Source organism: Mitsuaria sp. BK037, from assembly GCF_014193045.1.
Taxonomy (GTDB): domain Bacteria; phylum Pseudomonadota; class Gammaproteobacteria; order Burkholderiales; family Burkholderiaceae_C; genus Roseateles.
In genome coordinates this window covers 513,704-536,164 of sequence record NZ_JACHYS010000002.1, presented here as the reverse complement: position 1 = coordinate 536,164, position 22,461 = coordinate 513,704, and the positions used below count along the sequence as shown (strand labels likewise).

Annotated in this window: 27 protein-coding genes; 23 read left to right on the top strand and 4 right to left on the bottom strand. The window is 69.7% G+C overall.

Annotation, left to right across the window (positions count from 1 at the left end; all coding sequences use genetic code 11):
* The first annotated feature begins 68 nt into the window (after positions 1–68).
* The 6 genes from ruvX to FHT37_RS14510 all read left to right on the top strand — a co-directional run bounded on the left by ruvX (position 69) and on the right by FHT37_RS14510 (position 5,137).
* On the top strand, positions 69–494 hold the full coding sequence (gene ruvX / locus FHT37_RS14535; RefSeq protein ID WP_183482439.1) for a Holliday junction resolvase RuvX: 426 nt from the start codon (positions 69–71) through the stop codon (positions 492–494).
* On the top strand, positions 491–1,003 hold the full coding sequence (pyrR, locus tag FHT37_RS14530; protein WP_183482437.1) for a bifunctional pyr operon transcriptional regulator/uracil phosphoribosyltransferase PyrR: 513 nt from the start codon (positions 491–493) through the stop codon (positions 1,001–1,003). The genes ruvX and pyrR overlap by 4 nt, the downstream gene beginning before the upstream one ends.
* Before the next feature lie 4 nt (positions 1,004–1,007).
* Positions 1,008–1,970: an aspartate carbamoyltransferase catalytic subunit gene (locus FHT37_RS14525; protein WP_091726920.1), complete on the top strand. Its 963-nt coding sequence runs from the start codon at positions 1,008–1,010 to the stop codon at positions 1,968–1,970.
* Entirely contained in the window at positions 1,967–3,295 is a 1,329-nt protein-coding gene (locus FHT37_RS14520; protein ID WP_183482434.1) for a dihydroorotase, read from the top strand. The genes FHT37_RS14525 and FHT37_RS14520 overlap by 4 nt, the downstream gene beginning before the upstream one ends.
* Positions 3,295–4,032 (top strand): 1-acyl-sn-glycerol-3-phosphate acyltransferase, encoded by a 738-nt coding sequence (locus FHT37_RS14515; protein WP_183482431.1) that lies wholly within the window; start codon positions 3,295–3,297, stop codon positions 4,030–4,032. The genes FHT37_RS14520 and FHT37_RS14515 overlap by 1 nt, the downstream gene beginning before the upstream one ends.
* 232 nt (positions 4,033–4,264) lie before the next feature.
* Positions 4,265–5,137, top strand: coding sequence for a ribose-phosphate diphosphokinase (locus FHT37_RS14510; protein ID WP_183482428.1), 873 nt, complete (start codon positions 4,265–4,267; stop codon positions 5,135–5,137).
* 38 nt (positions 5,138–5,175) lie between these two features.
* Here the strand turns inward: FHT37_RS14510 and gpmA are convergent, their stop codons facing one another.
* Complete coding sequence (gene gpmA, locus FHT37_RS14505; RefSeq protein WP_183482425.1) at positions 5,176–5,919, bottom strand: 2,3-diphosphoglycerate-dependent phosphoglycerate mutase; 744 nt, start codon at positions 5,917–5,919, stop codon at positions 5,176–5,178.
* Positions 5,920–6,125: 206 nt separating this feature from the next.
* On the opposite strand from gpmA, the gene FHT37_RS14500 reads away from it, so the two are divergent.
* From FHT37_RS14500 to FHT37_RS14465, 8 genes are all read left to right on the top strand, one after another.
* Positions 6,126–7,334, top strand: coding sequence for a porin (locus FHT37_RS14500; RefSeq protein WP_183482421.1), 1,209 nt, complete (start codon positions 6,126–6,128; stop codon positions 7,332–7,334).
* A 29-nt stretch (positions 7,335–7,363) separates the two neighbouring features.
* The gene (locus FHT37_RS14495) at positions 7,364–7,780 is read left to right on the top strand and encodes a hypothetical protein (protein ID WP_255489660.1); all 417 of its coding nucleotides are present in this window, start codon (positions 7,364–7,366) and stop codon (positions 7,778–7,780) included.
* 109 nt (positions 7,781–7,889) lie between these two features.
* Entirely contained in the window at positions 7,890–9,404 is a 1,515-nt protein-coding gene (locus FHT37_RS25690) for a methyl-accepting chemotaxis protein (RefSeq protein ID WP_183482415.1), read from the top strand.
* 72 nt (positions 9,405–9,476) lie between these two features.
* Complete coding sequence (locus tag FHT37_RS14485; RefSeq protein WP_091726892.1) at positions 9,477–9,896, top strand: rhodanese-like domain-containing protein; 420 nt, start codon at positions 9,477–9,479, stop codon at positions 9,894–9,896.
* A 72-nt stretch (positions 9,897–9,968) separates the two neighbouring features.
* Positions 9,969–10,226: a glutaredoxin 3 gene (gene grxC / locus FHT37_RS14480; protein ID WP_091726888.1), complete on the top strand. Its 258-nt coding sequence runs from the start codon at positions 9,969–9,971 to the stop codon at positions 10,224–10,226.
* A 120-nt stretch (positions 10,227–10,346) separates the two neighbouring features.
* On the top strand, positions 10,347–10,817 hold the full coding sequence (gene secB / locus FHT37_RS14475; RefSeq protein ID WP_091726883.1) for a protein-export chaperone SecB: 471 nt from the start codon (positions 10,347–10,349) through the stop codon (positions 10,815–10,817).
* Positions 10,818–10,927: 110 nt separating this feature from the next.
* The gene (locus FHT37_RS14470; protein WP_183483018.1) at positions 10,928–11,938 is read left to right on the top strand and encodes an NAD(P)H-dependent glycerol-3-phosphate dehydrogenase; all 1,011 of its coding nucleotides are present in this window, start codon (positions 10,928–10,930) and stop codon (positions 11,936–11,938) included.
* Positions 11,939–12,068: 130 nt separating this feature from the next.
* Positions 12,069–13,013 (top strand): tripartite tricarboxylate transporter substrate binding protein, encoded by a 945-nt coding sequence (locus FHT37_RS14465; RefSeq protein ID WP_255489732.1) that lies wholly within the window; start codon positions 12,069–12,071, stop codon positions 13,011–13,013.
* Positions 13,014–13,022: 9 nt separating this feature from the next.
* Here FHT37_RS14465 and FHT37_RS14460 read toward each other — a convergent pair whose 3' ends face one another.
* On the bottom strand, positions 13,023–13,493 hold the full coding sequence (locus FHT37_RS14460) for a tRNA (cytidine(34)-2'-O)-methyltransferase (protein WP_091726872.1): 471 nt from the start codon (positions 13,491–13,493) through the stop codon (positions 13,023–13,025).
* Between the two features lie 32 nt (positions 13,494–13,525).
* Positions 13,526–14,017 carry a ComF family protein gene (locus tag FHT37_RS25415; protein ID WP_255489659.1) on the bottom strand — a complete coding sequence of 164 codons (492 nt, stop codon included), beginning with the start codon at positions 14,015–14,017 and terminating at the stop codon, positions 13,526–13,528.
* A 441-nt stretch (positions 14,018–14,458) separates the two neighbouring features.
* On the opposite strand from FHT37_RS25415, the gene FHT37_RS14450 reads away from it, so the two are divergent.
* From FHT37_RS14450 to FHT37_RS14425, 7 genes are all read left to right on the top strand, one after another.
* Complete coding sequence (locus FHT37_RS14450) at positions 14,459–15,376, top strand: biotin synthase (protein ID WP_254783443.1); 918 nt, start codon at positions 14,459–14,461, stop codon at positions 15,374–15,376.
* Positions 15,377–15,666: 290 nt separating this feature from the next.
* Entirely contained in the window at positions 15,667–16,851 is a 1,185-nt protein-coding gene (gene coxB, locus FHT37_RS14445) for a cytochrome c oxidase subunit II (protein WP_183482408.1), read from the top strand.
* Between the two features lie 85 nt (positions 16,852–16,936).
* Complete coding sequence (gene ctaD, locus FHT37_RS14440) at positions 16,937–18,568, top strand: cytochrome c oxidase subunit I (RefSeq protein ID WP_091726864.1); 1,632 nt, start codon at positions 16,937–16,939, stop codon at positions 18,566–18,568.
* Positions 18,569–18,593: 25 nt separating this feature from the next.
* Positions 18,594–18,713 (top strand): cytochrome oxidase small assembly protein, encoded by a 120-nt coding sequence (locus FHT37_RS25135; RefSeq protein WP_217648442.1) that lies wholly within the window; start codon positions 18,594–18,596, stop codon positions 18,711–18,713.
* Between the two features lie 31 nt (positions 18,714–18,744).
* Positions 18,745–19,365, top strand: a complete 621-nt coding sequence (locus FHT37_RS14435; protein ID WP_183482404.1) for a cytochrome c oxidase assembly protein — start codon at positions 18,745–18,747, stop codon at positions 19,363–19,365.
* A 30-nt stretch (positions 19,366–19,395) separates the two neighbouring features.
* Positions 19,396–19,647 (top strand): DUF2970 domain-containing protein, encoded by a 252-nt coding sequence (locus FHT37_RS14430; RefSeq protein ID WP_183482401.1) that lies wholly within the window; start codon positions 19,396–19,398, stop codon positions 19,645–19,647.
* Between the two features lie 25 nt (positions 19,648–19,672).
* A complete protein-coding gene (locus FHT37_RS14425; RefSeq protein WP_091726853.1) occupies positions 19,673–20,557 on the top strand; it encodes a cytochrome c oxidase subunit 3 in 885 nt (294 codons plus the stop codon).
* An 84-nt stretch (positions 20,558–20,641) separates the two neighbouring features.
* On the opposite strand, the gene FHT37_RS14420 is transcribed toward FHT37_RS14425, so the two are convergent.
* Positions 20,642–20,851 carry a DUF2909 domain-containing protein gene (locus FHT37_RS14420; protein WP_091726850.1) on the bottom strand — a complete coding sequence of 70 codons (210 nt, stop codon included), beginning with the start codon at positions 20,849–20,851 and terminating at the stop codon, positions 20,642–20,644.
* Here FHT37_RS14420 and FHT37_RS14415 point away from each other — a divergent pair.
* Positions 20,817–21,710, top strand: a complete 894-nt coding sequence (locus FHT37_RS14415) for an SURF1 family protein (protein WP_255489658.1) — start codon at positions 20,817–20,819, stop codon at positions 21,708–21,710. The genes FHT37_RS14420 and FHT37_RS14415 overlap by 35 nt on opposite strands.
* Positions 21,703–22,461, top strand: coding sequence for a hypothetical protein (locus FHT37_RS14410; protein WP_255489657.1), 759 nt, complete (start codon positions 21,703–21,705; stop codon positions 22,459–22,461). The genes FHT37_RS14415 and FHT37_RS14410 overlap by 8 nt, the downstream gene beginning before the upstream one ends.

Here is a 22,461-nt window from a genome sequence, read left to right as displayed (position 1 = left end):
AGCCCCCCAGTCGCTTCGCTCCTGCCCCCGAGGGGCGCTGCCCGCCTTGGGGCGGCCCGGCGGCGGGCATGACCGGTCGCGTCGCCATGAGCACGGCCGCGTCTCCTGCGTCTTTCGTTTCCCCCCTCGGTTTTGATTTCGGTACCAAACGCCTCGGCGTGGCGACCGGCAACCGGATGCTGGGCAGCGCGCGGGGCTTGCGGACGATCACCGAGCAGGGCGATGCGCGCTGGGCCGCGATCGCGGCGCTGATCCAGGAGTGGCAGCCCGATGCGCTGGTCATCGGCGTGCCGCGTCATCCGGACGGCGCCCCGCATGAAATGACCGCCCGCGCGCTCAAGTTCGCGGGCCAGCTGCGTGGCCGCTACCGGCTGCCGGTGGTCGAAGTCGACGAACGCTACACCAGCGCCGAAGCCCAGTCCCAGGGCGCGCGCGACCTCGATGCCGCGAGCGCGGCATTGATCCTCGAACAATTCTTCCGGGAACACCCATGAGCACATTGCACCTCGATGCGGAAGCGCTCTACGCCGACCTCGCGCGCGGCGTCCAGCGCCTGCTGCAACCCGACTGCGCGCTGGTCGGCATCTGGTCGGGCGGCGCCTGGCTGGCCGAGCGCCTCCAGCAGGACCTGAAGCTGCCGGGCCAGCACGGCGTCATCTCCAGCGCGCTGCACCGCGACGACTTCGGCAGCAAGGGCATGAACGCCAGCGCCGATCACACCAAGCTGCCCTTCGAGGTCGAGGGCCGCCACATCCTGCTCATCGACGACGTGCTCTACACCGGCCGCACCACCCGCGCCGTCATCAACGAGCTGTTCGACTTCGGCCGGCCCGCGAGCGTGACGCTGGCGGTGCTGGTCGACCGCGGCGGCCGTGAGCTGCCGATCGAGCCGGCGTTCTCCGCCGCGCGCGTCGCCCTGGCGCCGCACCAGCGGCTGAGCCTGGTCAAAAGCCAGGATCCTGGCGACCACGGCCGCTTCAGCTTCGACGTGAAGGAGGACTGATCCCATGCTGAGCAAACGCAATCCGCAGCTGAACAAGCATGGCGAGCTGATCCACCTGCTGTCCACCGAGGGCCTGCCCAAGGCCGTGCTGCACCAGATCCTGGACACGGCCGGCACCTTCCTGTCGGTCAACGACCGCGAGGTCAAGAAGGTGCCGCTGCTGCGCGGCAAGTCGGTCTTCAACCTGTTCTTCGAGAACAGCACCCGCACCCGCACCACCTTCGAGATCGCCGCCAAGCGCCTGTCCGCCGACGTCATCAACCTGGACATCGCGCGCTCGAGCACGGCCAAGGGCGAGACCCTGCTGGACACGGTGGCCAACCTCTCGGCGATGCATGCCGACATGTTCGTCGTGCGCCACAGCGAGTCCGGCGCGCCCTACCTGATCGCGCAGCACTGCGCGCCGCATGTCCACGTCGTCAATGCCGGCGACGGCCGCCACGCGCATCCGACGCAGGGCCTGCTGGACATGTACACGATCCGTCACTACAAGAAGGACTTCACCAACCTCACGGTGGCGATCGTCGGCGACATCGTGCATTCGCGGGTCGCGCGCAGCGACATCCATGCGCTCACCACGCTGGGCGTGCCGGAAATCCGCGCCGTCGGCCCCAAGACCCTGGTGCCGGGCGACCTCAAGGACATGGGCGTGCGCGTCTGCCACGATATGGCCGAGGGCGTGAAGGATGCCGACGTCATCATCATGCTGCGCCTGCAGAACGAGCGCATGAGCGGCGCGATGCTGCCCAGCGCCGGCGAGTACTTCAAGAGTTTCGGCCTCACGCCGGAGAAGCTGGCGCTGGCCAAGCCGGATGCGATCGTCATGCATCCGGGCCCGATCAACCGCGGCGTCGAGATCTCGTCCACCGTCGCCGACGGCCAGCACAGCGTGATCCTGCCGCAGGTGACCTTCGGCATCGCGGTCCGCATGGCGGTCATGTCCATCCTCGCCGGGAACGAAGCATGAAGATCCTCATCCAGAACGGCCGCCTGCTCGACCCCGCCTCGGGCCTGGACCAGCGCGGCGACCTCGCGATCGCGTCGGGCCGCATCGTCGGCCTGGGCCAGGTCGGCGACTTCAGCGCGGACCGTGTCATCGATGCCGACGGCCTGGTCGTCGCACCGGGCCTGGTGGACCTGGCCGCGCGGCTGCGCGAGCCCGGCCACGAGCATGAAGGCATGCTCGAGAGCGAGCTCGCCGCCGCGGCCGCCGGCGGCGTCACCAGCCTCGTCTGCCCGCCCGACACCGACCCGGCGCTGGACGAGCCGGGCCTGGTGGACATGCTCAAGTTCCGCGCCCGCAAGCTCAGCCGCTGCCGCCTCTTCCCGCTGGGCGCGCTCACCCGCGGCCTGGACGGCGAGGCGCTGACCGAGATGGCCGAGCTCACCGAGTCCGGCTGTGTCGGCTTCTCGCAGGCCTACCGCCCGATCCGCAACACGCTCACCGTCCAGCGGGCCATGCAGTACGCCGCCAGCTTCGGCTACACGCTGTGGCTGCATCCGCAGGATCCGTGGCTCAGCGGCGGCGTCGCCGCCAGCGGCCCGGTCGCGACGCGCCTGGGCCTCTCGGGCGAGCCGGTCGCGGCCGAGACCATCGCGCTGCACACCATCCTCGAGCTGGTCCGCGTGACCGGCTGCCGCGTCCACCTGTGCCGTCTGAGCAGCGCCGCCGGCGTCGAGCTGCTGCGCCAGGCCAAGCGCGACGGCCTGCCGGTCACGGCGGACGTCTCCATCAACTCGCTGCACCTGAGCGACGTCGACATCGGCTACTTCAACCCCTCCATGCGGCTCACCCCGCCGCTGCGCCAGCAGCGCGACCGCGCCGCGCTGCGCGCCGCGCTGGCCGACGGCACGATCGACGCGCTGGTCAGCGACCACAACCCGGTCGCCGCCGACGAAAAGACCTTGCCCTTCGCCGAGGCCACACCCGGCGCCACCGGCCTGGAACTGCTGCTCAGCCTGGCGCTGCGCTGGGGCCAGGACGAGGGCCTCTCGCTGGCGCGGACGCTCGACACCATCACCGGCCGTCCGGTCAAGGTCCTGGGCGGCGCGCTGGGCTCGCTGGCGGCAAGCGCTGGCCGGCTGGTCGAGGGCGGTGTGGGCGACGTCGTCGTCTTCGACGCCGAGGCCAGCGGCGCGGTCACGCCGGAGCGGCTGGTCAGCCAGGGCAAGCACACCCCGTTCTCCTTCGACATCACCGGCTTCGAGCTGCCGGGCCGCGTGCGCTACACGCTGGTGGCCGGCACGGTCGCCTACGAATCGCTGGTCACCGACGTCGAGCGGACGGCCTGATGCGTGCCCTGGTCGGCGTCTGGCGGGCGCTGCGGATGCTGGCGCACATCGCGCACGGGGTCTTCCTCGTGCAGGTGCGCTGGTCCGGTTTCGACACGTCGACGAAGCAGCGTTATGTCGGCTGGTGGTCGGGCAAATTGCTGCGGGTGCTGGGGGTGCGGCTGGAGTCGCCGGGCCCGCAGGCGCCGGCGCCGCGCCTGATCACCGCGAATCACATCTCGTGGCTGGACATCGCGGCGATGCACGCGGTGATGCCGGAGGTGCGCTTCGTCTCCAAGGCGGACATCGCGACCTGGCCGCTGGTGGGATCGCTGGCGACGGCGGTCGGCACGCTCTACATCGAGCGCGCCAGCAAGCGCGACGCGCTGCGCGTCGTGCACAAGACGGCCGAGGCGCTGGCCGCCGGCGAGACGGTGGCGGTCTTCCCCGAGGGCACGACCGGCCCGGGCTACCCGCTGCTGCCGCTGCACGGCAACCTGTTGCAGGCAGCGATCAGCACGCACACCCCGCTGCAGCCGGTGGTGCTGCGCTGGCACCAGCCCGGCCAGCCATACAGCGAGGCCGCGCAATACATCGGCCAGATGACCTTGATGGAAAGCCTGTGGCGCATCTTGACCGCCAAGGACCTGGCGGTCGAAGTCCGCTCACTGCCCGCGATGCCGACGGAAGGCCTCGACCGCCGCCACCTCGCTGAAGCTCTGGCCGAAACGATCTCAACCGCACTCCCCAGGCCCTGAGTCCTGGGTCGTTCGGGGACGGCAAGGCGTGGGGTTTTGGCGCTTGACGCCAAGGCCCCACGCCTTGGCGGCCAAGCGCGCTGGAGATGGCAGGTAGTCGGCCTCACCCCCAGCTTCAGCCCCCAGCCGCGCCAAGGAGCGCCTGCTCCCGCCCCATCGCCGGCACCTCCAATCGCCCATCAGCGGGAATGCCGCATGCCCTCCGGGCGCGGTTTGATGCGAGGATCCGCCGATGCTGCTGTGCTTCGACGACGAACAGGACCTGGCCACGCGGCTGGCCAGGGAGTTGGGCCGCCCGATGGGGGTCATCACGCGACATCGTTTCCCGGATGGGGAGACGCGGGTGGTGCTGCCCAAGCCGTTGCCGAGTGACGTCATCGTGCTGCGCGGGATGCAGCATCAGCCCAACGACCGTCTGGTCGAGCTGCTGATCGCCGCGCCGGCCGCGCGGGGCTGGGGCGTGCGGCATCTGATGCTGGTCGCGCCTTATCTGGCCTACATGCGGCAGGACATGGAGTTCACGCCGGGCGAGGCGGTCAGCCAGCGTCACATCGCGGCGCTGCTGTCGACGCAGTTTGACCGCGTGGTGACTGTCGACCCGCACCTGCACCGGATCGCCAGCCTGGATGAGGTGATGCCACGCGGGCGTGGCGTTGCGCTGTCGGCGGCGGCGCAGCTCGGGCGCTTCATCGCCGTGCAGGTGCCGGGCGCGGTGCTGGTCGGACCGGATGAGGAGTCGGGGCAGTGGGTCGCCGAGGCGGCGCGTGCCGGCAAGCTCGAGCATGCGATCGGCCGCAAGGTGCGCTTCGGCGACACGCAGGTGCAGCTGGCGTTTCCCGAGCTGGATGTGCGTGGGCGCTCGGTCGTGCTGCTGGACGACATGGCCTCGACCGGCCGGACGCTGATCGGCGCGGCGCGCGAGGCGCTCGAGCGCGGCGCGGCCAGCGTGGATGTCGCCGTGACGCATGCGCTGTTCAACGGCGATGCTTTGCCGGCGCTGCGCGCGGCCGGCGTGCGTCACATCTGGAGCAGCAACGCGGTCCCGCACGAGACCAACGCGGTCTGCATCGCGGAGCTGCTCGCGACCGCGCTGCGCCGCAAATAGAGGGCCGCCGGGCGGCCGGCGGCCTCAGGCCTGGAAGTTCAGGCCTTGCCCTGGTTGGCCACCGCCGCGGCCGCCTTGGCCGCAGCCTCGGCGTCGCCGAGGTAATAGCTCTTGATGGGCTTCAGGTCCTTGTCCAGCTCGTACACCAGCGGGATGCCGTTGGGAATATTCACGCCAACGATGTCTTCGTCGGCGATGCCGTCCAAATACTTCACGAGGGCCCGGATCGAGTTGCCGTGGGCCGCGATCAGCACGCGCTGGCCCGACAGAATGGCGGGTGCGATCTGTTCGTTCCAGTAGGGCAGCACGCGGGCCACGGTGTCCTTGAGGCACTCGGTCAGCGGAATGTCCGACGGCTGCAGGCCGGCATAGCGGATGTCGCCGCGCTCGCTGCGCGGGTCCGAGGCTTCCAGCGCCGGCGGCGGGGTGTCATAGCTGCGGCGCCAGACCAGCACCTGCTCGTCGCCGTACTGCTTGGCCATGTCCGCCTTGTTCAGCCCCTGAAGGCCGCCGTAATGGCGTTCGTTCAGGCGCCAGCTGTGCCGCACCGGCAGCCACTGGCGGTCCATCTGGTCCAGGCAATGCCACAGGGTCCAGATGGCGCGCTTGAGCACGGAGGTGTGGGCCACGTCGAAGTCGACGCCCGCTTCCTTCAGCAGACGGCCCGCCTGCTTGGCCTGCTCCACCCCGGTGGGCGTCAGATCCACGTCGGTCCAGCCGGTGAAGCGGTTCTCGAGATTCCAGGTCGATTCGCCATGGCGAATCAGCACGAGCTTGTACATGGGTCTTGGGTTTCGTGAGGTTTGGCCGGGTTCCGGCAGGCCCGGCGGATTCTAGAGGCAGCCCTCCAGGGCCCCCGTCTCAAGAAGCCTTCCGGAGCGCCGACAACTGCTTTCGCACCGGGCGAAAGGCGTATCGGGCGCCCAAGTTTGGTTCGAAAAAAGAACACGCCCACGTTGGGCATTCACGCTGTACAGGAGTACTTGCAATGATGGTGGTGAAGAGCTTGCGACTGGCGCCGGTGGCGCTGGCGCTGCTGGCATTTGGCGCGCAGGCGCAGGGCCAGTCGGAATCGATGTTCTCGTTCTCCGGCTTCGGCACGGTCGGCCTGACGGGCACGACCAGGAATGGCGCCGAGTACGTCATCCCGGGCCAGGTCCATGGCGCCGACAAGTCGCTGAGCGGCGAAGTCGATTCGAAGCTGGGCCTGCAGGGCACGGCCAAGTTCAATGCGCAGTTTTCCGCGACCGCGCAGGTGCTGACCAAGCAGACCGGCAAGGGCAACTGGACGCCGCAGGTCGAGTGGGCCTTCGCCAAGTGGCAGGCCACGCCGGGCCTGGCGATCCGCGCCGGCCGCATGGGCGCGCCGTTCTTCGCGGTGTCCGACTTCCGCGACGTCGGTTATGCCAACACCTGGCTGCGTCCGCCGATCGACGTCTACGGCCAGGTGCCGGTGAGCCACTTCGACGGCGTCGACGTCAACTGGAGCACGCAGGTCGCCGGCAAGAGCGTCTCGCTGCAGGTCTTCGGCGGCGAAAGCTCGTCCTACGTGCGCCAGACCAAGCTCGAGCTCAAGAAGATGGTCGGCGTGAACGCCACCGTCGAGCTGGCCGACGGCCTGAACCTGCGCGTGGGCCATGCGCAGGGCAAGCTGACCGCGCACAGCGCCACGGTGAGCTCGCTGGTCGGCGCGCTGCGCCAGACGCCGTTCGCCTCGGTCGGCAACGAGATCGACCCGACCGACAAGGATGCGAGTTTCTCCGGCGTGGGCCTGAGCTATGACGAAGGCCAGTGGGTCGTCGCCGCCGAGTACACCAAGCGCCGCAACGATTCCTTCGTGCCGGACACCACCGGCTGGTACACGACGGTCGGCTACCGCGTCGGCAAGTTCACGCCGTACGCGACGCTGTCGCAGCAGAAGACCGACAGCAGCAACGTCAACAACACGATCCCGGGCACGGTGGTCGTGGGTGGCCTGCCGCTGCGCGCCGTCGTCGACGCGGTCACCGCCGCGCAGAGCACGCCGCAGAAGACCATCGCCGTCGGCGTGCGCTGGGATGCCTGGCGCAACGTCGCGGTGAAGGCCCAGTACGACAGCATCAAGACCACCGGCGCCGGCCAGTTCTACAACGTCCAGCCGGGCTTCAACAACGAGCGCGTCGGCGTCTACAGCGTCGCCGTCGACTTCGTGTTCTGAGCGGAGCACAGACCCTCATGCAGTTCAACATGATCAAGCCCCTCATCGGCGCCGCGATGCTGGTCGCCGCCGTGGCCGCACAGGCGCAGGTCGCCGTCGTGGTCAATCCGAAGAGCCCGGTCGCCTCGATGAGCGCCGACCAGGTCGCGAGCATCTTCCTGGGCAAGTCCAACCAGCTGCCCAGCGGCGGCGCCGCCCAGGCGGTGGATTTGCCGGAAAGCGCCGCGGCGCGCGAGCACTTCTATTCGAAGGCCACCGGCAAGTCCTCGGCCCAGGTGAAGGCCGCCTGGTCGCGCCTGGTGTTCTCGGGCAAGGGCACGCCGCCCAAGGAGCTGGGCAGCTCGGCCGACGTGAAGAAGTTCGTCGTGGCCAATGCCGATGCGATCGGCTACATCGAGAAGTCGGCCGTCGACGGCTCGGTGAAGGTGGTGCTGAGCGTCGATTGACGCCGGCGGCGGGCGGCCTCGGCCGCCCGCCCGCCTCGCCGTCGTGGGAGGGCGGGGCGCCATCGACCCGGGGAGGTCGTTGGAGACACAGGATGAATTGGAGTCAGGCATGAACTTGAAGACCCGTATCGCGATGCTGCCGGTGCTGGCGGCGATCGTCTTCGCGGTGGGCATCGCGGTGGTGCTGTTCTTTTCGTCGCGGACCTCGGGCGCCATCCACGCGCTGGGCGAGGCCGACTATCCGTATCTGGTGGCCACCAACCAGGTGGCCGCGCAGCTCGAGGCGCTGGGTGGGACGATCCAGTCCGCCGTCGCCGAGGGCGAGAAGAAGCGCCTGGACGAGGCCGCCGAGCGCGCCACCGCGATGCGCAAGGTGATCGCCTCGATCAAGGCCATCCCGGGGCGCGCCGATGCCGGCGCCCGGCTGGAGAGCGGCTTCGAGGCCTACTACGCCGCCTCGGTCGAGACCGCGCAGCTGTTCCTCGGCATCAAGCAGGGCGACCAGGCGGGCGCCATTCCCAAGATGCAGGCCGCGCAGAAGGCGCTGGAGCAGACGCTGGGCGACGCCCGCGCCGATGCCAGGACCACCTTTGACGGGACGCTGGCGCGCGCGGAGCAGGGTGTCGGCTCGGGCCTGTGGGCGACGGTGCTGAGCGGCCTGATCGTGGTCGTCTGTCTGGGCGCGGGATCGTGGCTGCTGATCGCCAGCGTGTGGCGTCAGCTCGGCGGCGAGCCCGAATATGCCCGTGACGTGATGCGCCAGATGGCCGGCGGCGACCTGTCGCAAACCATCGTGGTGGCGCCGGGCGCCGAGTCCAGCCTGCTGGCGGCGGTGCGCGACATGTCGCAGGGCCTGTCGGCGATCGTGAGCGACGTGCGCAGCGGCACCGACTCGATGACGGTGGCCTCGCGCGAGATCGCGGCCGGCAACCAGGACCTGTCGGTGCGCACCGAGAAGCAGGCCGGCTCGCTGGAGCAGACGGCCTCCAACATGCAGCAGCTGACCGAGACCGTGCGCCAGAGCGCCGACGCGGCCAGCCAGGCCAACCAGCTCGCGGGCAGCGCCGCCACCGTCGCGAAGAAGGGCGGCGAGGTGGTGGGCCAGGTGGTCTCGACGATGGACGAGATCAGCGCGAGCTCGCGCAAGATCGGCGACATCATCGGCGTCATCGACGGCATCGCCTTCCAGACCAACATCCTGGCGCTGAACGCCGCGGTCGAGGCCGCGCGCGCCGGCGAGCAGGGGCGCGGTTTCGCGGTGGTGGCCGGCGAGGTGCGCTCGCTGGCGCAGCGCAGCGCGGAAGCCGCGCGCGAGATCAAGACCCTGATCGGCGCGAGCGTGGCGCGGGTCGAGTCGGGCTCGCGCCTGGTGCAGGACGCCGGCGCGACGATGGAGGAGATCGTGGCCAGCGTGCAGCGGGTCTCGGACATCATCAGCGAGATCACCGCAGCGTCCGCCGAGCAGAGCCAGGGCATCGGCCATGTCAACGAGTCGGTGGTGCAGCTGGACCAGATGACGCAGCAGAACGCGGCGCTGGTGGAGCAGGCGGCCGCGGCGGCCAACAGCCTGGAACAGCAGGCGCGGGCGCTGCAGTCGGCAGTCTCGACCTTCAAGCTGGCCTGAGCGCCGGGGGCCGCTGCGGCCCCCGGCCTTCCTATAATCCGCAGCTTTTGGATTCATCCCACGGGCCCCGCCTTGAAGTTCCTGATCGAAAACTGGTATCTCGTGCTGGCCGCGCTCACCTCGGGCGGCCTGCTGCTGTGGCCCTCGCTGCGCGGCAAGGCGGGCGGCGTGGCGACCGCCGAGGCGGTGCGCCTGGTCAACCGCGAGAAGGGCGTGCTGATCGATGTCAGCGAGCCCGCCGAGTACGCGGCCGGCCATGCCAACGGCGCCCGCAACGTGCCGCTGTCGACGCTCACTGGCACCGAACTGCCGGCCAAGCAACTGCCCAGCAACAAGGCCCTGCCGGTGGTGCTGATGTGCAAGACCGGCGCACGCGCGCAGCGCGCCGCTGGCATCCTGCAGAAACAGGGCTACGCGAACGCGGTCGCGGTCCAGGGCGGTCTGGCCGCCTGGCGCGAAGCGAGTTTGCCCGTCGAGAAGTCCGCGGCCTGATCGCCCTGGCAGCCGCACCGGCACCCGGTTTGCCGGACCACCGGACGCTCGATTCGACTTTGGAGATTGGCGATGGCCGCCGTGAAGATGTATACGACCCTGGTCTGCCCGTACTGCGTGCGGGCCAAGTCCCTGCTCAAGCAGCGGGGCGTGGATCAGATCGAGGAAGTGCGGGTGGACCTGGATCCGTCACAGCGCGATTCGATGATCCAGCTGACGGGGCGCCGCACGGTGCCGCAGATCTTCATTGGCGACACCCATGTCGGTGGGTGCGACGACCTGATCGCGCTGGACCAGCGCGGCGGTCTGCAGCCGCTGCTGCAGGCCTGAGGCCCGTCCGGGACGCCGCCTGGCGGCCTCCGGAATTCCCTCACCGGGCGGTCATGAGCGCTCGGTCATAATGCCCGCCACGGCTCGCCGCTGGCGGGCCTTTTCATTTGGATGACCCCCATGGCCGACGACAACAACGCTCCCGTGTTCCAGATCCAGCGCATGTACCTGAAGGACCTGTCGCTGGAGCAGCCCAACGCCCCGGCGATCCTGCTGGAGCAGGCCCAGCCGCAGGTCGACATCAAGCTCTCGCTGGCCGCCGAGCCGGTGGCCGAGGGCCTCTTCGAGGTCAGCGTCACCGCCACCGTCACGACCACGGTGCAGGACAAGACCCTGTTCCTGATCGAGGCCAAGCAGGCCGGCATCTTCGAGATCCGCAACCTGCCGCAGGACCAGCTCGAAGGCATCCTGGCCATCGTCTGCCCGCAGATGATCTACCCCTACCTGCGCGCGATCGTCTCCGACGTCTGCACGCGCGCCGGCTTCCCGCCGGTGATGCTGACGGAAGTGAACTTCCAGGCCATGTTCGAGGCCCAGCAAGCCCAGATGGCCGCCGCCGGCCAGTCCAACGGCGAAGCCATCCCGAACTGATCCCCGGGGCCCATGAGCACGCCGGCCCCGCGGACCTGTCCGCCGGCCGGCGTGTTGCATTGCGGGCGCTTCCTCCTCGTTCTCCCTGACCGACCATGACTGCTCCGCGCATGAAGATCAGCGTGCTCGGCGCCGGTGCCTGGGGCACGGCGCTGGCGATCGCCGCGAGCGCGCGTCACGACCTGCGGCTGTGGGCGCGTGACGCCGGCGCCATCGCCGCGATGCGCGCCGCCGGCCGCAACGACCGCTACCTGCCGGATGCGGCGCTGCCCGCGACGCTCGGCTTGACCGACGACCTCGAGGCCGCGCTGGCGCACGGCCGTGACGGCCTGATCGTGATCGCGACGCCGATGTCGGGCTTGCGCGGCATGCTGGCGCGGCTGCCCGATGGCGCGCGCGCGCTGTGGCTGTGCAAGGGCTTCGAGGCCGGCACCGGCCTGCTCGGCCACGAGATCGCCCGCGAGGTCGCGCCGCGGCTGGCCACCGGCGTCCTGTCGGGTCCCAGCTTCGCGCAGGAAGTGGCGGCCGGGCAGCCGACGGCGCTGGTGTCCGCCTCGGGCGATGCCGCGCTGGCGCAGCTGGGCGTGTCGGCCTTCCACAGCGAGCGGCTGCGCGTGTACTCGTCGGCCGATCCGGTCGGCGTCGAGGTGGGCGGCGCGGTCAAGAACGTGATGGCGATCGCCGTGGGCATCGCCGATGGCCTGCGGCTGGTTGCGCAGGCGCAGGGCGGGCAGGGGCCGGGACTCAACGCCCGCGCCGCGCTGATCACGCGCGGTCTGGCGGAGATGCAGCGGCTCGCGCTCGCGCTGGGCGCGCAGCCGGAGACGCTGCTCGGGCTCGCTGGCCTGGGCGACCTGGTGCTGACGGCCACCGGCGATCTGTCGCGCAACCGTCGCGTCGGCCTGCTGCTGGCCGAGGGCCTGGACCTGCCCGGCATCCTCGCCAAGCTGGGCCATGTCGCCGAGGGCGTCTACAGCGCGCCGACGGTGCTGGCGCGGGCGCGCGGGGCTGGCGTCGACATGCCGATCACCGCGGCGGTCGTCGAGGTGCTCGAAGGCCGGCTGACGCCGAACGAGGCCCTGGACGCGCTGATGGGCCGCCAGGCCAAGTCCGAATGGTGAGGCGCGCTGGGTGGGACATGGCGGTGCGGCGCATGAGGACCATGGCATGAGCGGGCTCATGAAGCGGCGCGACCTGCTTGCCGCCGCGGCGGCGGCGACCACGACGGCGGCGGGCACCGGCCTTGGCCTGATGCCGACTGGCGCGATCGCCGCCGGGACTGCCGGCAATGCCGGCTCATGGCCGTCGCGACCGATCCGTCTCGTCGTTCCCTTCCCGGGTGGCAGCTCGCCGGACCTGGTGGCCCGCTACCTCGCCGAGCCGCTCGCGCACATGCTCGGCCAGCCGGTGGTCGTCGACAACAAGCCGGGCGCGGGCGGCAACATCGGCACCGGCGCGGTCGCGAAGGCCGCGCCCGACGGTCACACGCTGCTCTTCACCATCCAGGGACCGTTGATCACCGCGCCGCTGCTGGCGAAGTCGCTGCCCTACGACCCGCAGCGAGAGCTGCGCTCGGTGAGCTTCATCGCCAGTTCGCCGAACGTGCTGGTCGTGCCGCCGTCGCTGGGTGTGGAGACGCTCGCGCAGTTCGTCGCGCTGGCCAGGCGGCGCGCCGGCGAGCTCAACTACGGCAGCGTCGGCAACGGCAGCGCCGCGCATCTGGCGATGACCTCGTTCATTGCTCGTGCTGGCCTGGCGATGGTCCACGTGCCGTATGCCGGGTTCCCGCAGGTCGTCAGCGCGATGCTCGCGGGCCAGATCCACGCCGGCTTCATGGTGCCCGCCATCGCGATGCCGCAGGTGCGGGCCGGCAAGCTGAAGGCGCTGGCGGTGACCAGCGCCGGCCGCTTCGGCGCGCTCGCGGAGCTGCCGACCGTGGCCGAATCCGGCTATCCCGGCTTCGAGGCCACCTCGTGGCAGGCGCTGCTGGCGCCGGCCGGCACACCAGAGGCGATCGTGCGGCGGCTGTCGGACGAGGTGGTCCGCATCGTCCGCGGCGAGGCCTTCCGGCGCGAGCTGCTACCGCTGTTCTTCAGCGCCGCCGGCACCTCGCCGGAAGGGCTGGACAGCCTGATGCGCGACGAGCGTCAGCGCTGGGGCGCCTTGATCAAGCAGTTGAAGCTCGAGCGCGAGTGAGCGCCTGGCTCAGACGCCGTCCGCGTAGCCGTTCTGCCGCCAGCCTTCGAAGACCGCCACCGCCACCGCGTTGCTGAGGTTCAGGCTGCGCTGGCCTTCGCGCATCGGTAGCCGCACGCGCTGCTCGAGCGGGAAACCATCGCGCAGCGCCGGCGGCAGGCCGGAGGTCTCGCAGCCGAAGACCAGCCAGTCGCCCGGCTTCAACGCGACCGTCGGCAGCAGGCGGCTGCCGCGCGTGGTGAACGCGAACAGGCGCGTCGGGTCCGGCTGTTCCGTCGCCAGGAAGCGCGCCCAGTCCGCGTGCCGCAGAACCGGCGCGTACTCGTGATAGTCCAGGCCGGCGCGCTGCAGCAGCCGGTCCTCCATCGAAAAGCCCAGCGGCTCGATCAGGTGCAGCCGGCAGCCGGTGTTGGCCGCGAGCCGGATCACGTTGCCGGTGTTGGGCGGGATCTCCGGATGGACCAGCACGATGTTGAACATGGGGCGAGGCTCTTTCGCTCTTTCGTTGAGGACTACGGCGTGCGCGCGACCACCCAGGCCTGGACGTCCGCCGCGCCGGCGCGGCGCAGCGCGAGCGCGGCCTCGTGCAGCGTGGCGCCGCTGGTCATGACGTCGTCGACGATCGCGACCCGCAGCCCGCGCACCGGCTTGAGCACCACGAACGCGCCGCGCAGGTTGCGCCGGCGCTCGTCCAGCGGCAGCCGCGCCTGCTGGGGGGTGTCGCGCAGGCGCAGCAGCGTCCGGGCGCAAAGGCGCGATTGTCGCTCGACCTCGCTCGTCCCCTGCGGCCACGCGAGCCGCCGGGCGATCTCGTGCGCCTGGTTGTAGCCGCGCTCGCGCAGCCGCTCCGCCGACAGCGGCACCGGCAGGATCAGATCGGGCGCGTCGATGCCGGCGCGCGCGAGCGCGAGCGACAGCCGTCCGGCCAGCAGCGGCGCCACTTCGAGCTGCTCGCCGAACTTGAGCGCCAGCAGCAGCCGGTCCCAGGGGAAGGCGTAATCCATGGCCGCCACGCAGCGCGACAACGGCGGCGGCCTGCGCGCGCAAGCGCCGCAGCGCAGCGAACGGGGATCGGGCCCGCCGGCCGCCGCGGCCCCCGCCGGCAGCCGCAGGGCGCAGAGCGCGCAGCGCGGGTGGGCATCGGGGGGATGCAGCGCGTCGCAATCCCCGCAGGTGCCACCGCGACACCAGCAGCGGCACAGCGCGCATTGGCCAGGCCATTGCCACGGGCCATCGCGGCGCGCCCCGAGCGCCTTGGGCGCCTTGATCGCCTTAGGCGCCACGAGTGCCTTGAGCGCTTCAATTGCCTTGAGTGCCCTCATCCCCATGACCGCCGCGAGCGCCCGGCCGGCGCGCGCGATCCGCGCGATACCGCACGCCATCGGGGATCGCGTCAAAGGCCGGCGCCGGATCGGGTCAAGCATGCCCACCTACAATCGCGCCCCATGACTGGAGATGAGGCTTTGCCGCCGGGCACACAGCAGATCGATGCGGGCGCGGCGCAACGGCAGCGTCGTCGCCTGGCCGCGTCCGAGGACGCGCCCTGGCTGCACCAGGAGGTCGCCACGCGCATGCTGGACCGGCTGCCGGTGATCCGCCTGCAACCCACCGCCGTGCTGCAGAGCCGCCCTTCCATCGGCGGCGGCGACGCGGGCCTGCGCCAGCACTATCCGCAAGCGACGCAGCTCTGGCTCGAACCCGATGCCGACGTCCGCGCGTTGCTGCAGCAGCGCCTCAAGCGCGGCTTCATGCAATCGGTGATGGACAAGCTGCGCGGCGGCGCGCCGACGGAGCTGGTCGCGGAGCCGCCCGCGGCCGCGGCGCAGCTGGCGTGGTCCAACATGGAACTGCATGCCGAGGCCGACAAGCCGGCGCTGATGAAGCGCTGGCAGGCCGGCCTGGCGGTCGAGGGCTGCCTGATGTTCTCGTGCCTGGGGCCGGACAGCTTCATCGAGCTGCGTCCGGTCTTCGCGCGCGAGGGCTGGGGCGTCCCGGCGCCGGACTGGGTCGACATGCACGACCTGGGCGACATGCTGGTGCACGCCGGCTTCGCCGATCCGGTGATGGACCAGGAGCACCTGCGCCTGACCTGGGGCTCGCCCGAGGACCTGCTGCGCGATCTGCGCGCACTCGGCGGCAACCTCGCACCGGCCCGCGCGCGCGGTCTGCGCACGAAGGCCTGGCGCGCGCGGCTGCTGCGCGCGCTCGAGTCGCTGCGCGGCGCCGACGGCCGGCTGTCGCTGAGCATCGAGCTGGTCTACGGTCATGCGTTCAAGCCCCAGCCGAAGGTGAAGGTCGCGGCCACCACCGAGGTGTCGCTCGAGCAGATGCGGGCCATGGTCCGCGGCGCGGGCAAACACTGACCCCCATCGCGCGCGGCCTCGGCTAGGGCTCGCGTGACGGTGTCGCGACAGAGGGCGAGGGCCCCTCTGTCTGAGGGTAATCCTGGGCCGTTCGGCCCTCTGGGGGCGGTCATAGTGCGCCAGAGGGGTGGGCTAGAATCCGCGCCCGACTGGAGTACGTCTGCTGGCCCCGTAGGTTTCCGCCACCGCTTGGCGCCGAAGCCCGCGCTACAAGCGGGCTCGAGCGCCGAAGCCGCCTGGAGGAGACCCGGGTGACAAGAGCTTGAGAAAGACTGGATAAAGAGACGACCATGACGATTGAACACAGTTGTGTGCAACTGGGGCGCCGCTGCAGCCAGCTCGCGTTCGGCCTGACGGCCGCGCTGGCCAGCCAGGTCGCCTTGGCGGTCAACGACCTCCCCGGAGGTCCGGCCGTCAACCAGCTGAACCTGCATCCGCCGGTCACCAAGATCGCGCATGAGCAGATGTGGCTCCACAACATGATGCTGATCCTGTGCCTGGCGATCTTCATCGCCGTGTTCGGGGTCATGTTCTATTCGATCTTCAAGCACCGGAAGTCCAAGGGCGCGGTGTCCGCGAACTTCCACGAGAGCGTGAAGGTCGAGATCGCCTGGACCATCGTGCCCTTCATCATCGTCATCCTGATGGCGCTGCCCGCGACCAAGGTCGTCGTGGCGATGAAGGACACCACCAACTCCGACCTCACCATCAAGGCCACCGGCTACCAGTGGAAGTGGGGCTACGACTACCTCAAGGGCGAGGGCGAGGGCATCGGCTTCGTCTCGACGCTGGACGCCTCGCACCGCGCACTGTCGGACTCCGGCCACCCCGGCTCGGTCGACAACTACCTGCTCAAGGTGGACAACCCGCTGGTGGTGCCGGTGGGCAAGAAGGTCCGCATCATCACCACGGCCGACGACGTGATCCACGCCTGGATGGTGCCGGCCTTCGGCGTCAAGCAGGACGCGATCCCCGGCTACGTGCGCGACACCTGGTTCAAGGCCGAGCAGACCGGCGACTTCTACGGCCAGTGCGCCGAGCTCTGCGGCAAGGAGCACGCCTACATGCCGATCCACGTCAAGGTGCTCAGCGCCAAGGACTATTCCGCGTGGGTCGACGGCGAGATGAAGAAGATCGCCGCCAAGGCCGACGACCCCAGCAAGGTCTGGACGATGGACGAGCTGATGGCCCGCGGCCAGAAGCTGTTCGACGCCAACTGCGCGGTCTGCCACAAGGCCGACGGCAAGGGCGCGGGCCAGTTCCCGGCGCTGGACGGCTCGGCCATCGTCAAGGCCGAGGACCACGCCGCGCAGCTGCACCTGGTGCTCAACGGCAAGGGCCAGATGCCGGCCTGGAAGGGCGTGCTGAAGGACAGCGAGATCGCCGCCGTCGTGACCTACACGAAGAACGCCTGGTCCAACAAGACCGGCCAGTTGATCCAGCCCGCGGAAGTCGTGGCCGAGCGCGCCAAGTGAGGCGCGCCGCCTGATCCACCGACCGCAGGAACGCGTTTGAATGCCAGCCCGCCCCACGGGGACGGGCAGCCACCGAGGATTTGACATGAGTGCAGTGCTCGACCACCCGACCGGTCATGCCCATGACCATGACGATCACCACGACCACCATGCCCCGACGGGCTGGCGGCGCTGGGTCTTCGCGACCAACCACAAGGACATCGGCACGCTGTACCTGCTGTTCAGCTTCACGATGCTGATGATCGGCGGCACCCTGGCGCTGTGCATCCGCGCCGAGCTGTTCCAGCCGGGCCTGCAGTTCTTCAATCCGGAACTGTTCAACCAGTTCACGACGATGCACGGCCTGATCATGGTGTTCGGCGCGATCATGCCGGCCTTCGTCGGCTTCGCGAACTGGATGATCCCGCTGCAGATCGGCGCGTCCGACATGGCCTTCGCGCGGATGAACAACTTCAGCTTCTGGCTGATGATCCCCGCGGCCCTCATGCTGGTGGGCTCGTTCTTCATGCCCGGCGGCGCGCCCGCCGCGGGTTGGACGCTCTACGCGCCGCTGACGCTGCAGATGGGCCCGTCGATGGACGCCGGCATCTTCGCGATGCACATCCTGGGCGCGTCCTCGATCATGGGCTCGATCAACATCATCGTGACCATCCTCAACATGCGGGCCCCCGGCATGACGCTGATGAAGATGCCGATGTTCGCGTGGACCTGGCTGATCACCGCCTACCTGCTGATCGCGGTGATGCCGGTGCTGGCCGGCGCGATCACGATGACGCTGACGGACCGCCACTTCGGCACCAGCTTCTTCACGCCCTCGGGCGGCGGCGACCCGGTGATGTACCAGCACATCTTCTGGTTCTTCGGCCACCCCGAGGTCTACATCATGATCCTGCCGGCCTTCGGCATCGTGAGCCAGATCGTCCCGGCCTTCGCGCGCAAGCGGCTGTTCGGCTACGCCTCGATGGTGTACGCGACCGCCTCGATCGCGATCCTGTCCTTCATCGTGTGGGCGCACCACATGTTCGCCACCGGCATGCCGGTGACGGGCCAGCTGTTCTTCATGTACGCGACCATGCTGATCGCGGTGCCCACCGGCGTGAAGATCTTCAACTGGCTGGCGACGATGTGGCGCGGCTCGATGACCTTCGAAACCCCGATGCTGTGGGCCGTGGGCTTCATCTTCGTGTTCACGATGGGCGGCTTCACCGGCCTGATCTGCGCGATGGCGCCGATCGACATCCAGATCCAGGACACCTACTACGTCGTGGCCCACTTCCACTACGTGCTGGTGGCGGGCTCGCTGTATGCGCTGTTCGCCGGCGTCTACTACTGGGGGCCGAAGTGGACCGGCGTCATGTACTCGGAGACGCGCGGCAAGATCCACTTCTGGGGCTCGCTGATCACCTTCAACGTGACCTTCTTCCCGATGCACTTCCTGGGCCTGGCCGGCATGCCCCGTCGTTATGCCGACTACCCGATGCAGTTCGCCGACTTCAACGCGCTGGCCTCCATCGGCGCCTTCGGCTTCGGGCTGATGCAGGTCTACTTCTTCGTGTTCGTCGTGATCCCGATGATGCGGGGCAAGGGCGCCAAGGCGCCGCAGAAGCCCTGGGAAGCGGCCGAGGGCCTGGAGTGGGAAGTGCCGTCGCCGGCGCCGTTCCACACCTTCGAGACGCCGCCCAAGCTGGATGTCACCGCGACCCGGATCATCGGCTGAGCGCCGCGAAGGAGGAGTGGCAGCGATGGCCCCGACGCCCGAGCAACGCAAGAGCAACCTGCGCCTGGCGCTGATCCTGGCCAGCGTGGCCGCCGTCTTCGCGATCGGCTTCGTGGCCAAGATCGCGTTGTACGGCGCGACCTGAACGCGCCGGCCCCGATCGCCCCGAGATCGCCATGAGCAGCCCGCCCGCCAGCAAGCTCGCCGCCTGGATCCGCCGGGAGAACCTGCGGATGACCGGCAAGCTGCTGGTCGTGGTGGCGGTGATGTCGTGCTTCGGTTATGCGCTGGTGCCGATGTACCGCGCGATCTGCACGGCGCTGGGCATCAACGTGCTGTCGCTGTCCGAGCGCCAGCATGCGGTGCGCGCCGAGGACGTGAAGAACACGCAGATCGACTACAGCCGCCAGATCACGATCGAGTTCGACGCCAACGCCCGCGGCCCGTGGGACTTCAAGCCGGCCAAGCGCCACCTGACGGTCCACCCGGGCGAGCTGACGACGGTGATGTACACCTTCCAGAACATCCAGCAGCGGACCATGTCGGCGCAGGCGATCCCGAGCTACGCGCCCAAGCAGGCGACGCCCTACTTCAACAAGTTGGAGTGCTTCTGCTTCAACGAATACACGCTCAAGCCGGGCGAGCACAAGGAATGGCCGGTGGTGTTCGTCATCGACCCCAAGATCCCGAAGGACGTGCGCACGATCACGCTGTCGTACACCTTCTTCGAGGTGGCGGGGAAGGGCAAGGCGCAGGCGGCGGCGCCGGTGGATCCGAAGGGACGGCCGGGCGCCTGAGCGCCTGAACGCCGGACGGTGGAAACGACGATGGCCGACGAGCTCAAGCCGGGCGAGGATCTGAAGCGGGCGATGCAGCGCCGCGGATCCTTCCTGGGCACGCTGCGGGCGGTGGCCTGGTCCTTCTTCGGCGTGAGGAAGGGCTCGGACTACGAGAAGGATGTGTCGCAGCTCAATCCGCTGCACGTGATCGTGGCGGGGGTGCTCGCGGCGGTCCTGTTCGTGCTGGGATTGATCCTGCTGGTCCGCTGGGTGGTAAGCAGCGGTGCGGCAATGAACTGAGAACTGAGTTCGAGGAGAAGAACGCATGTCGGCAACGACGACTCATGGCAATCAGCCTTATTACTTCGTGCCCGGCCCGTCCCGGCACCCGGCGATGGCCGCCTTCGGCCTGTTCTGGGTGATCCTGGGCGCGGGGCAGTGGGTCAACGGCCACGACTGGGGCAAGTGGTCGCTGCTGTTCGGCCTGCTGTGGTGGGCCTTCACGCTGAAGCAGTGGTTCGGCGACGCGATCCACGAGAGCGAGAGCGGCCAGTACAGCGACCGGATCGACCTGTCCTTCCGCTGGAGCATGGGCTGGTTCATCTTCTCGGAGGTGATGTTCTTCGCGGCGTTCTTCGGGGCGCTGTTCTGGTCGCGCGGCTACAGCATCCCGACGCTGGGCAGCCTGGACAACGCGCTGCTGTGGCCCGACTTCAACGGCCTGTGGCCCAGCGTGGCGGCCGGCGCGACGGCCTCGCCGGCGGGCACGGTGGATCCGTTCTCGACGATGGGCCCGTGGCCGATCCCCACGATCAACACCGCGCTGCTGCTGACCTCCGGCGTGACGCTGACGATCGCCCACCATGCGCTGATCGCCGGCCAGCGCGCCAAGACGATCGGCTGGATGTGGGCGACGGTGCTGCTGGGTTTCGTGTTCCTGTGCTTCCAGGGTTACGAGTACTGGCATGCGTACCAGGAGCTGAACCTGAAGCTGAGCTCGGGCATCTTCGGCTCGACCTTCTTCATGCTGACCGGCTTCCACGGCTTCCACGTGTTCGTGGGCATGCTGATGCTGCTGTTCATCACGCTGCGGCTGATGAAGGGCCACTTCACGCCGGAGCGCCACTTCGGCTTCGAGGGCGCGGCCTGGTACTGGCACTTCGTGGACGTGGTCTGGCTGGGCTTGTACGTCATCGTCTACTGGATGTGATCGCGCGGACCGGCGCGGTCCGCCGCTGAACGACAAAGCGCCGCTCGAAGCGGCGCTTTGTGTTTTCGACCGGTCACTTGCCGGTCACTTGCCCAGGGGCAGCCCGGTCGGATGGATCCAGCCCATCCAGGCGCTGAAGAGGATGAACAGGAACAGCGCCACCGACAGTCCGACGCGCACCGCCAGCGCGCGGGCCATGGTGGCCTTGCCCTTCTGCTTGCGCAGCATCAGGACGCCGGCGGAGAACAGCGCGCCCAGGATGCCGATGAACGCGATGAGGACGATGACTTTCATGGCGGACGATTATTCCCACCGCGACCCGACCCAGCCATCGGGCCGGCCCCGAAGGCGGCATGGCGTCGTGGTGATCGCGACGCTGGCCGGCGTGGCGGCGGCGCTCGCGCTCGGCATCTGGCAACTCGATCGCGCCGACCAGAAAAAGGCGATGCAACGGGCGATCGACGAACGCGGCCGGGAGGCGGCACTGGCGACCGCCGCGCTGCCGTCCGCGGCCGAGCCGCCCGCGCCGGGGCTCGAGCATCGCCGCGCCGACCTTGCCGGGCGCTGGGACGTGGCGCACACGGTCTACCTCGACAACCGGGTGATGGACGGCCACACCGGCTTCTACGTCGTGACGCCGCTGAAACTGGCCGGCCGCGACGAGGCCATCCTGGTCCAGCGCGGCTGGGCGCCCCGCAATGCCGCGCGGCGCGAGGCGCTGCCGCCGGTGGCCACGCCCACGGGCGATGTGCGGATCGCCGGCCGGCTGGCGCTGTCGGCATCGCGCGCCTATGCGCTGGGGCAGGACGCGCAAGGGGGGCCGATCCGGCAGAATGTCGACCTCGCGGCCTTCCAGGCCGAGACGGGCCTGCGGCTGCTGCCGCTGGTGCTGCTCCAGACGGAGCCGGACGCGGCGACGGGCGCCGCGCCGGGCGCAGGCGGCGTGAACGGTGCAGATGGCGCGGACGGCCTGCGCCGCCACTGGCCACCGCCGGCCGTCGACGTCCACAAGCATTACGGGTACGCGTTTCAATGGTTTGCGCTCGCGGCGCTGATCCTGGGTCTTTATGTCTGGTTCCAAGTCCTCGCTCCCCATCGGGCTGGCCGAGCCGCCCGCGCCGACGAATCCGCCGACGAGCAGCGCCATGCGTGACGAGCGCAATGACGGGCGCAATGACGGCCACGGCGGTCACGACGGCCGCGCGCACGGCCAGGACGCGGCCCCCGCGCCGGTCGACACGCCGCTGCCGCCGGACGGCCCGGTGACGCTGGCGGTGCACTCGGTGCCGATGCCCGACCTCGACCCTCCCAAGCGCTCGCGCTGGACGCTGTGGCTGGTGCTGCTGGTCTGCGCGGCGCCGGTGGTCGCGTCCTACTTCAGCTTCTACGTGCTGGACCTGCGCGGCCGTGCCTACGGCGACCTGATCCAGCCCACGCGCGACCTGCCGGCCTCGCTGGCGCTGACCGACCTGAAGGGCGCGCCGGTGGCTGCCGCCTCGCTCCACGGCCAGTGGCTGCTGACCTACGTGCCGGACCGCGCCTGCGACGAGGGCTGCGAGCGCATGCTGTTCATGCAGCGCCAGCTGCGCGAGATGCTCGGCAAGGACCGCGACCGGCTCGACAAGCTGGTGCTGGTGCCGGACGACGTCGCGCTGACGCCGGCGCAGATCGACGCGCTCACGGCGCATGGCGCGCCGGCGACGGTGCTGCGCGCCCCGCGCGCGGGGATCGAGGCCTGGCTGATGGCCGCGCCCGGGCACCGGATGGGCGAGCACCTGTTCCTGGTCGACCCGATGGGGCGCTGGATGCTGCGCACGCCGGCGACGCCGGAACCGTCCGCGGTGAAGAAGGACCTGGAGCGCCTGATGCGCGCCAACGCCGGCTGGGACAAGCCGGGCCGCTGA

Excerpts from the sequence above, each read along its gene's own strand:
- FHT37_RS14430 (WP_183482401.1), top strand. The coding sequence starts at position 19,396 with ATGGCCGACGAGCTCAAGCCGGGCGAGGATCTGAAGCGGGCGATGCAG.
- ctaD (WP_091726864.1), top strand. The coding sequence starts at position 16,937 with ATGAGTGCAGTGCTCGACCACCCGACCGGTCATGCCCATGACCATGAC.
- pyrR (WP_183482437.1), top strand. The coding sequence starts at position 491 with ATGAGCACATTGCACCTCGATGCGGAAGCGCTCTACGCCGACCTCGCG.
- FHT37_RS14425 (WP_091726853.1), top strand. The coding sequence starts at position 19,673 with ATGTCGGCAACGACGACTCATGGCAATCAGCCTTATTACTTCGTGCCC.
- ruvX (WP_183482439.1), top strand. The coding sequence starts at position 69 with ATGACCGGTCGCGTCGCCATGAGCACGGCCGCGTCTCCTGCGTCTTTC.
- FHT37_RS14525 (WP_091726920.1), top strand. The coding sequence starts at position 1,008 with ATGCTGAGCAAACGCAATCCGCAGCTGAACAAGCATGGCGAGCTGATC.
- secB (WP_091726883.1), top strand. The coding sequence starts at position 10,347 with ATGGCCGACGACAACAACGCTCCCGTGTTCCAGATCCAGCGCATGTAC.
- FHT37_RS14515 (WP_183482431.1), top strand. The coding sequence starts at position 3,295 with ATGCGTGCCCTGGTCGGCGTCTGGCGGGCGCTGCGGATGCTGGCGCAC.
- FHT37_RS25135 (WP_217648442.1), top strand. The coding sequence starts at position 18,594 with ATGGCCCCGACGCCCGAGCAACGCAAGAGCAACCTGCGCCTGGCGCTG.
- FHT37_RS14460 (WP_091726872.1), bottom strand. The coding sequence starts at position 13,493 with ATGTTCAACATCGTGCTGGTCCATCCGGAGATCCCGCCCAACACCGGC.
- FHT37_RS14415 (WP_255489658.1), top strand. The coding sequence starts at position 20,817 with ATGCCGATGAACGCGATGAGGACGATGACTTTCATGGCGGACGATTAT.
- FHT37_RS14465 (WP_255489732.1), top strand. The coding sequence starts at position 12,069 with ATGCCGACTGGCGCGATCGCCGCCGGGACTGCCGGCAATGCCGGCTCA.
- FHT37_RS14450 (WP_254783443.1), top strand. The coding sequence starts at position 14,459 with ATGACTGGAGATGAGGCTTTGCCGCCGGGCACACAGCAGATCGATGCG.
- grxC (WP_091726888.1), top strand. The coding sequence starts at position 9,969 with ATGGCCGCCGTGAAGATGTATACGACCCTGGTCTGCCCGTACTGCGTG.
- FHT37_RS14435 (WP_183482404.1), top strand. The coding sequence starts at position 18,745 with ATGAGCAGCCCGCCCGCCAGCAAGCTCGCCGCCTGGATCCGCCGGGAG.
- FHT37_RS25415 (WP_255489659.1), bottom strand. The coding sequence starts at position 14,017 with ATGGATTACGCCTTCCCCTGGGACCGGCTGCTGCTGGCGCTCAAGTTC.
- FHT37_RS14420 (WP_091726850.1), bottom strand. The coding sequence starts at position 20,851 with ATGAAAGTCATCGTCCTCATCGCGTTCATCGGCATCCTGGGCGCGCTG.
- FHT37_RS14500 (WP_183482421.1), top strand. The coding sequence starts at position 6,126 with ATGATGGTGGTGAAGAGCTTGCGACTGGCGCCGGTGGCGCTGGCGCTG.
- gpmA (WP_183482425.1), bottom strand. The coding sequence starts at position 5,919 with ATGTACAAGCTCGTGCTGATTCGCCATGGCGAATCGACCTGGAATCTC.
- FHT37_RS14410 (WP_255489657.1), top strand. The coding sequence starts at position 21,703 with ATGCGTGACGAGCGCAATGACGGGCGCAATGACGGCCACGGCGGTCAC.
- FHT37_RS25690 (WP_183482415.1), top strand. The coding sequence starts at position 7,890 with ATGAACTTGAAGACCCGTATCGCGATGCTGCCGGTGCTGGCGGCGATC.
- FHT37_RS14470 (WP_183483018.1), top strand. The coding sequence starts at position 10,928 with ATGAAGATCAGCGTGCTCGGCGCCGGTGCCTGGGGCACGGCGCTGGCG.
- coxB (WP_183482408.1), top strand. The coding sequence starts at position 15,667 with ATGACGATTGAACACAGTTGTGTGCAACTGGGGCGCCGCTGCAGCCAG.
- FHT37_RS14520 (WP_183482434.1), top strand. The coding sequence starts at position 1,967 with ATGAAGATCCTCATCCAGAACGGCCGCCTGCTCGACCCCGCCTCGGGC.
- FHT37_RS14495 (WP_255489660.1), top strand. The coding sequence starts at position 7,364 with ATGATCAAGCCCCTCATCGGCGCCGCGATGCTGGTCGCCGCCGTGGCC.
- FHT37_RS14510 (WP_183482428.1), top strand. The coding sequence starts at position 4,265 with ATGCTGCTGTGCTTCGACGACGAACAGGACCTGGCCACGCGGCTGGCC.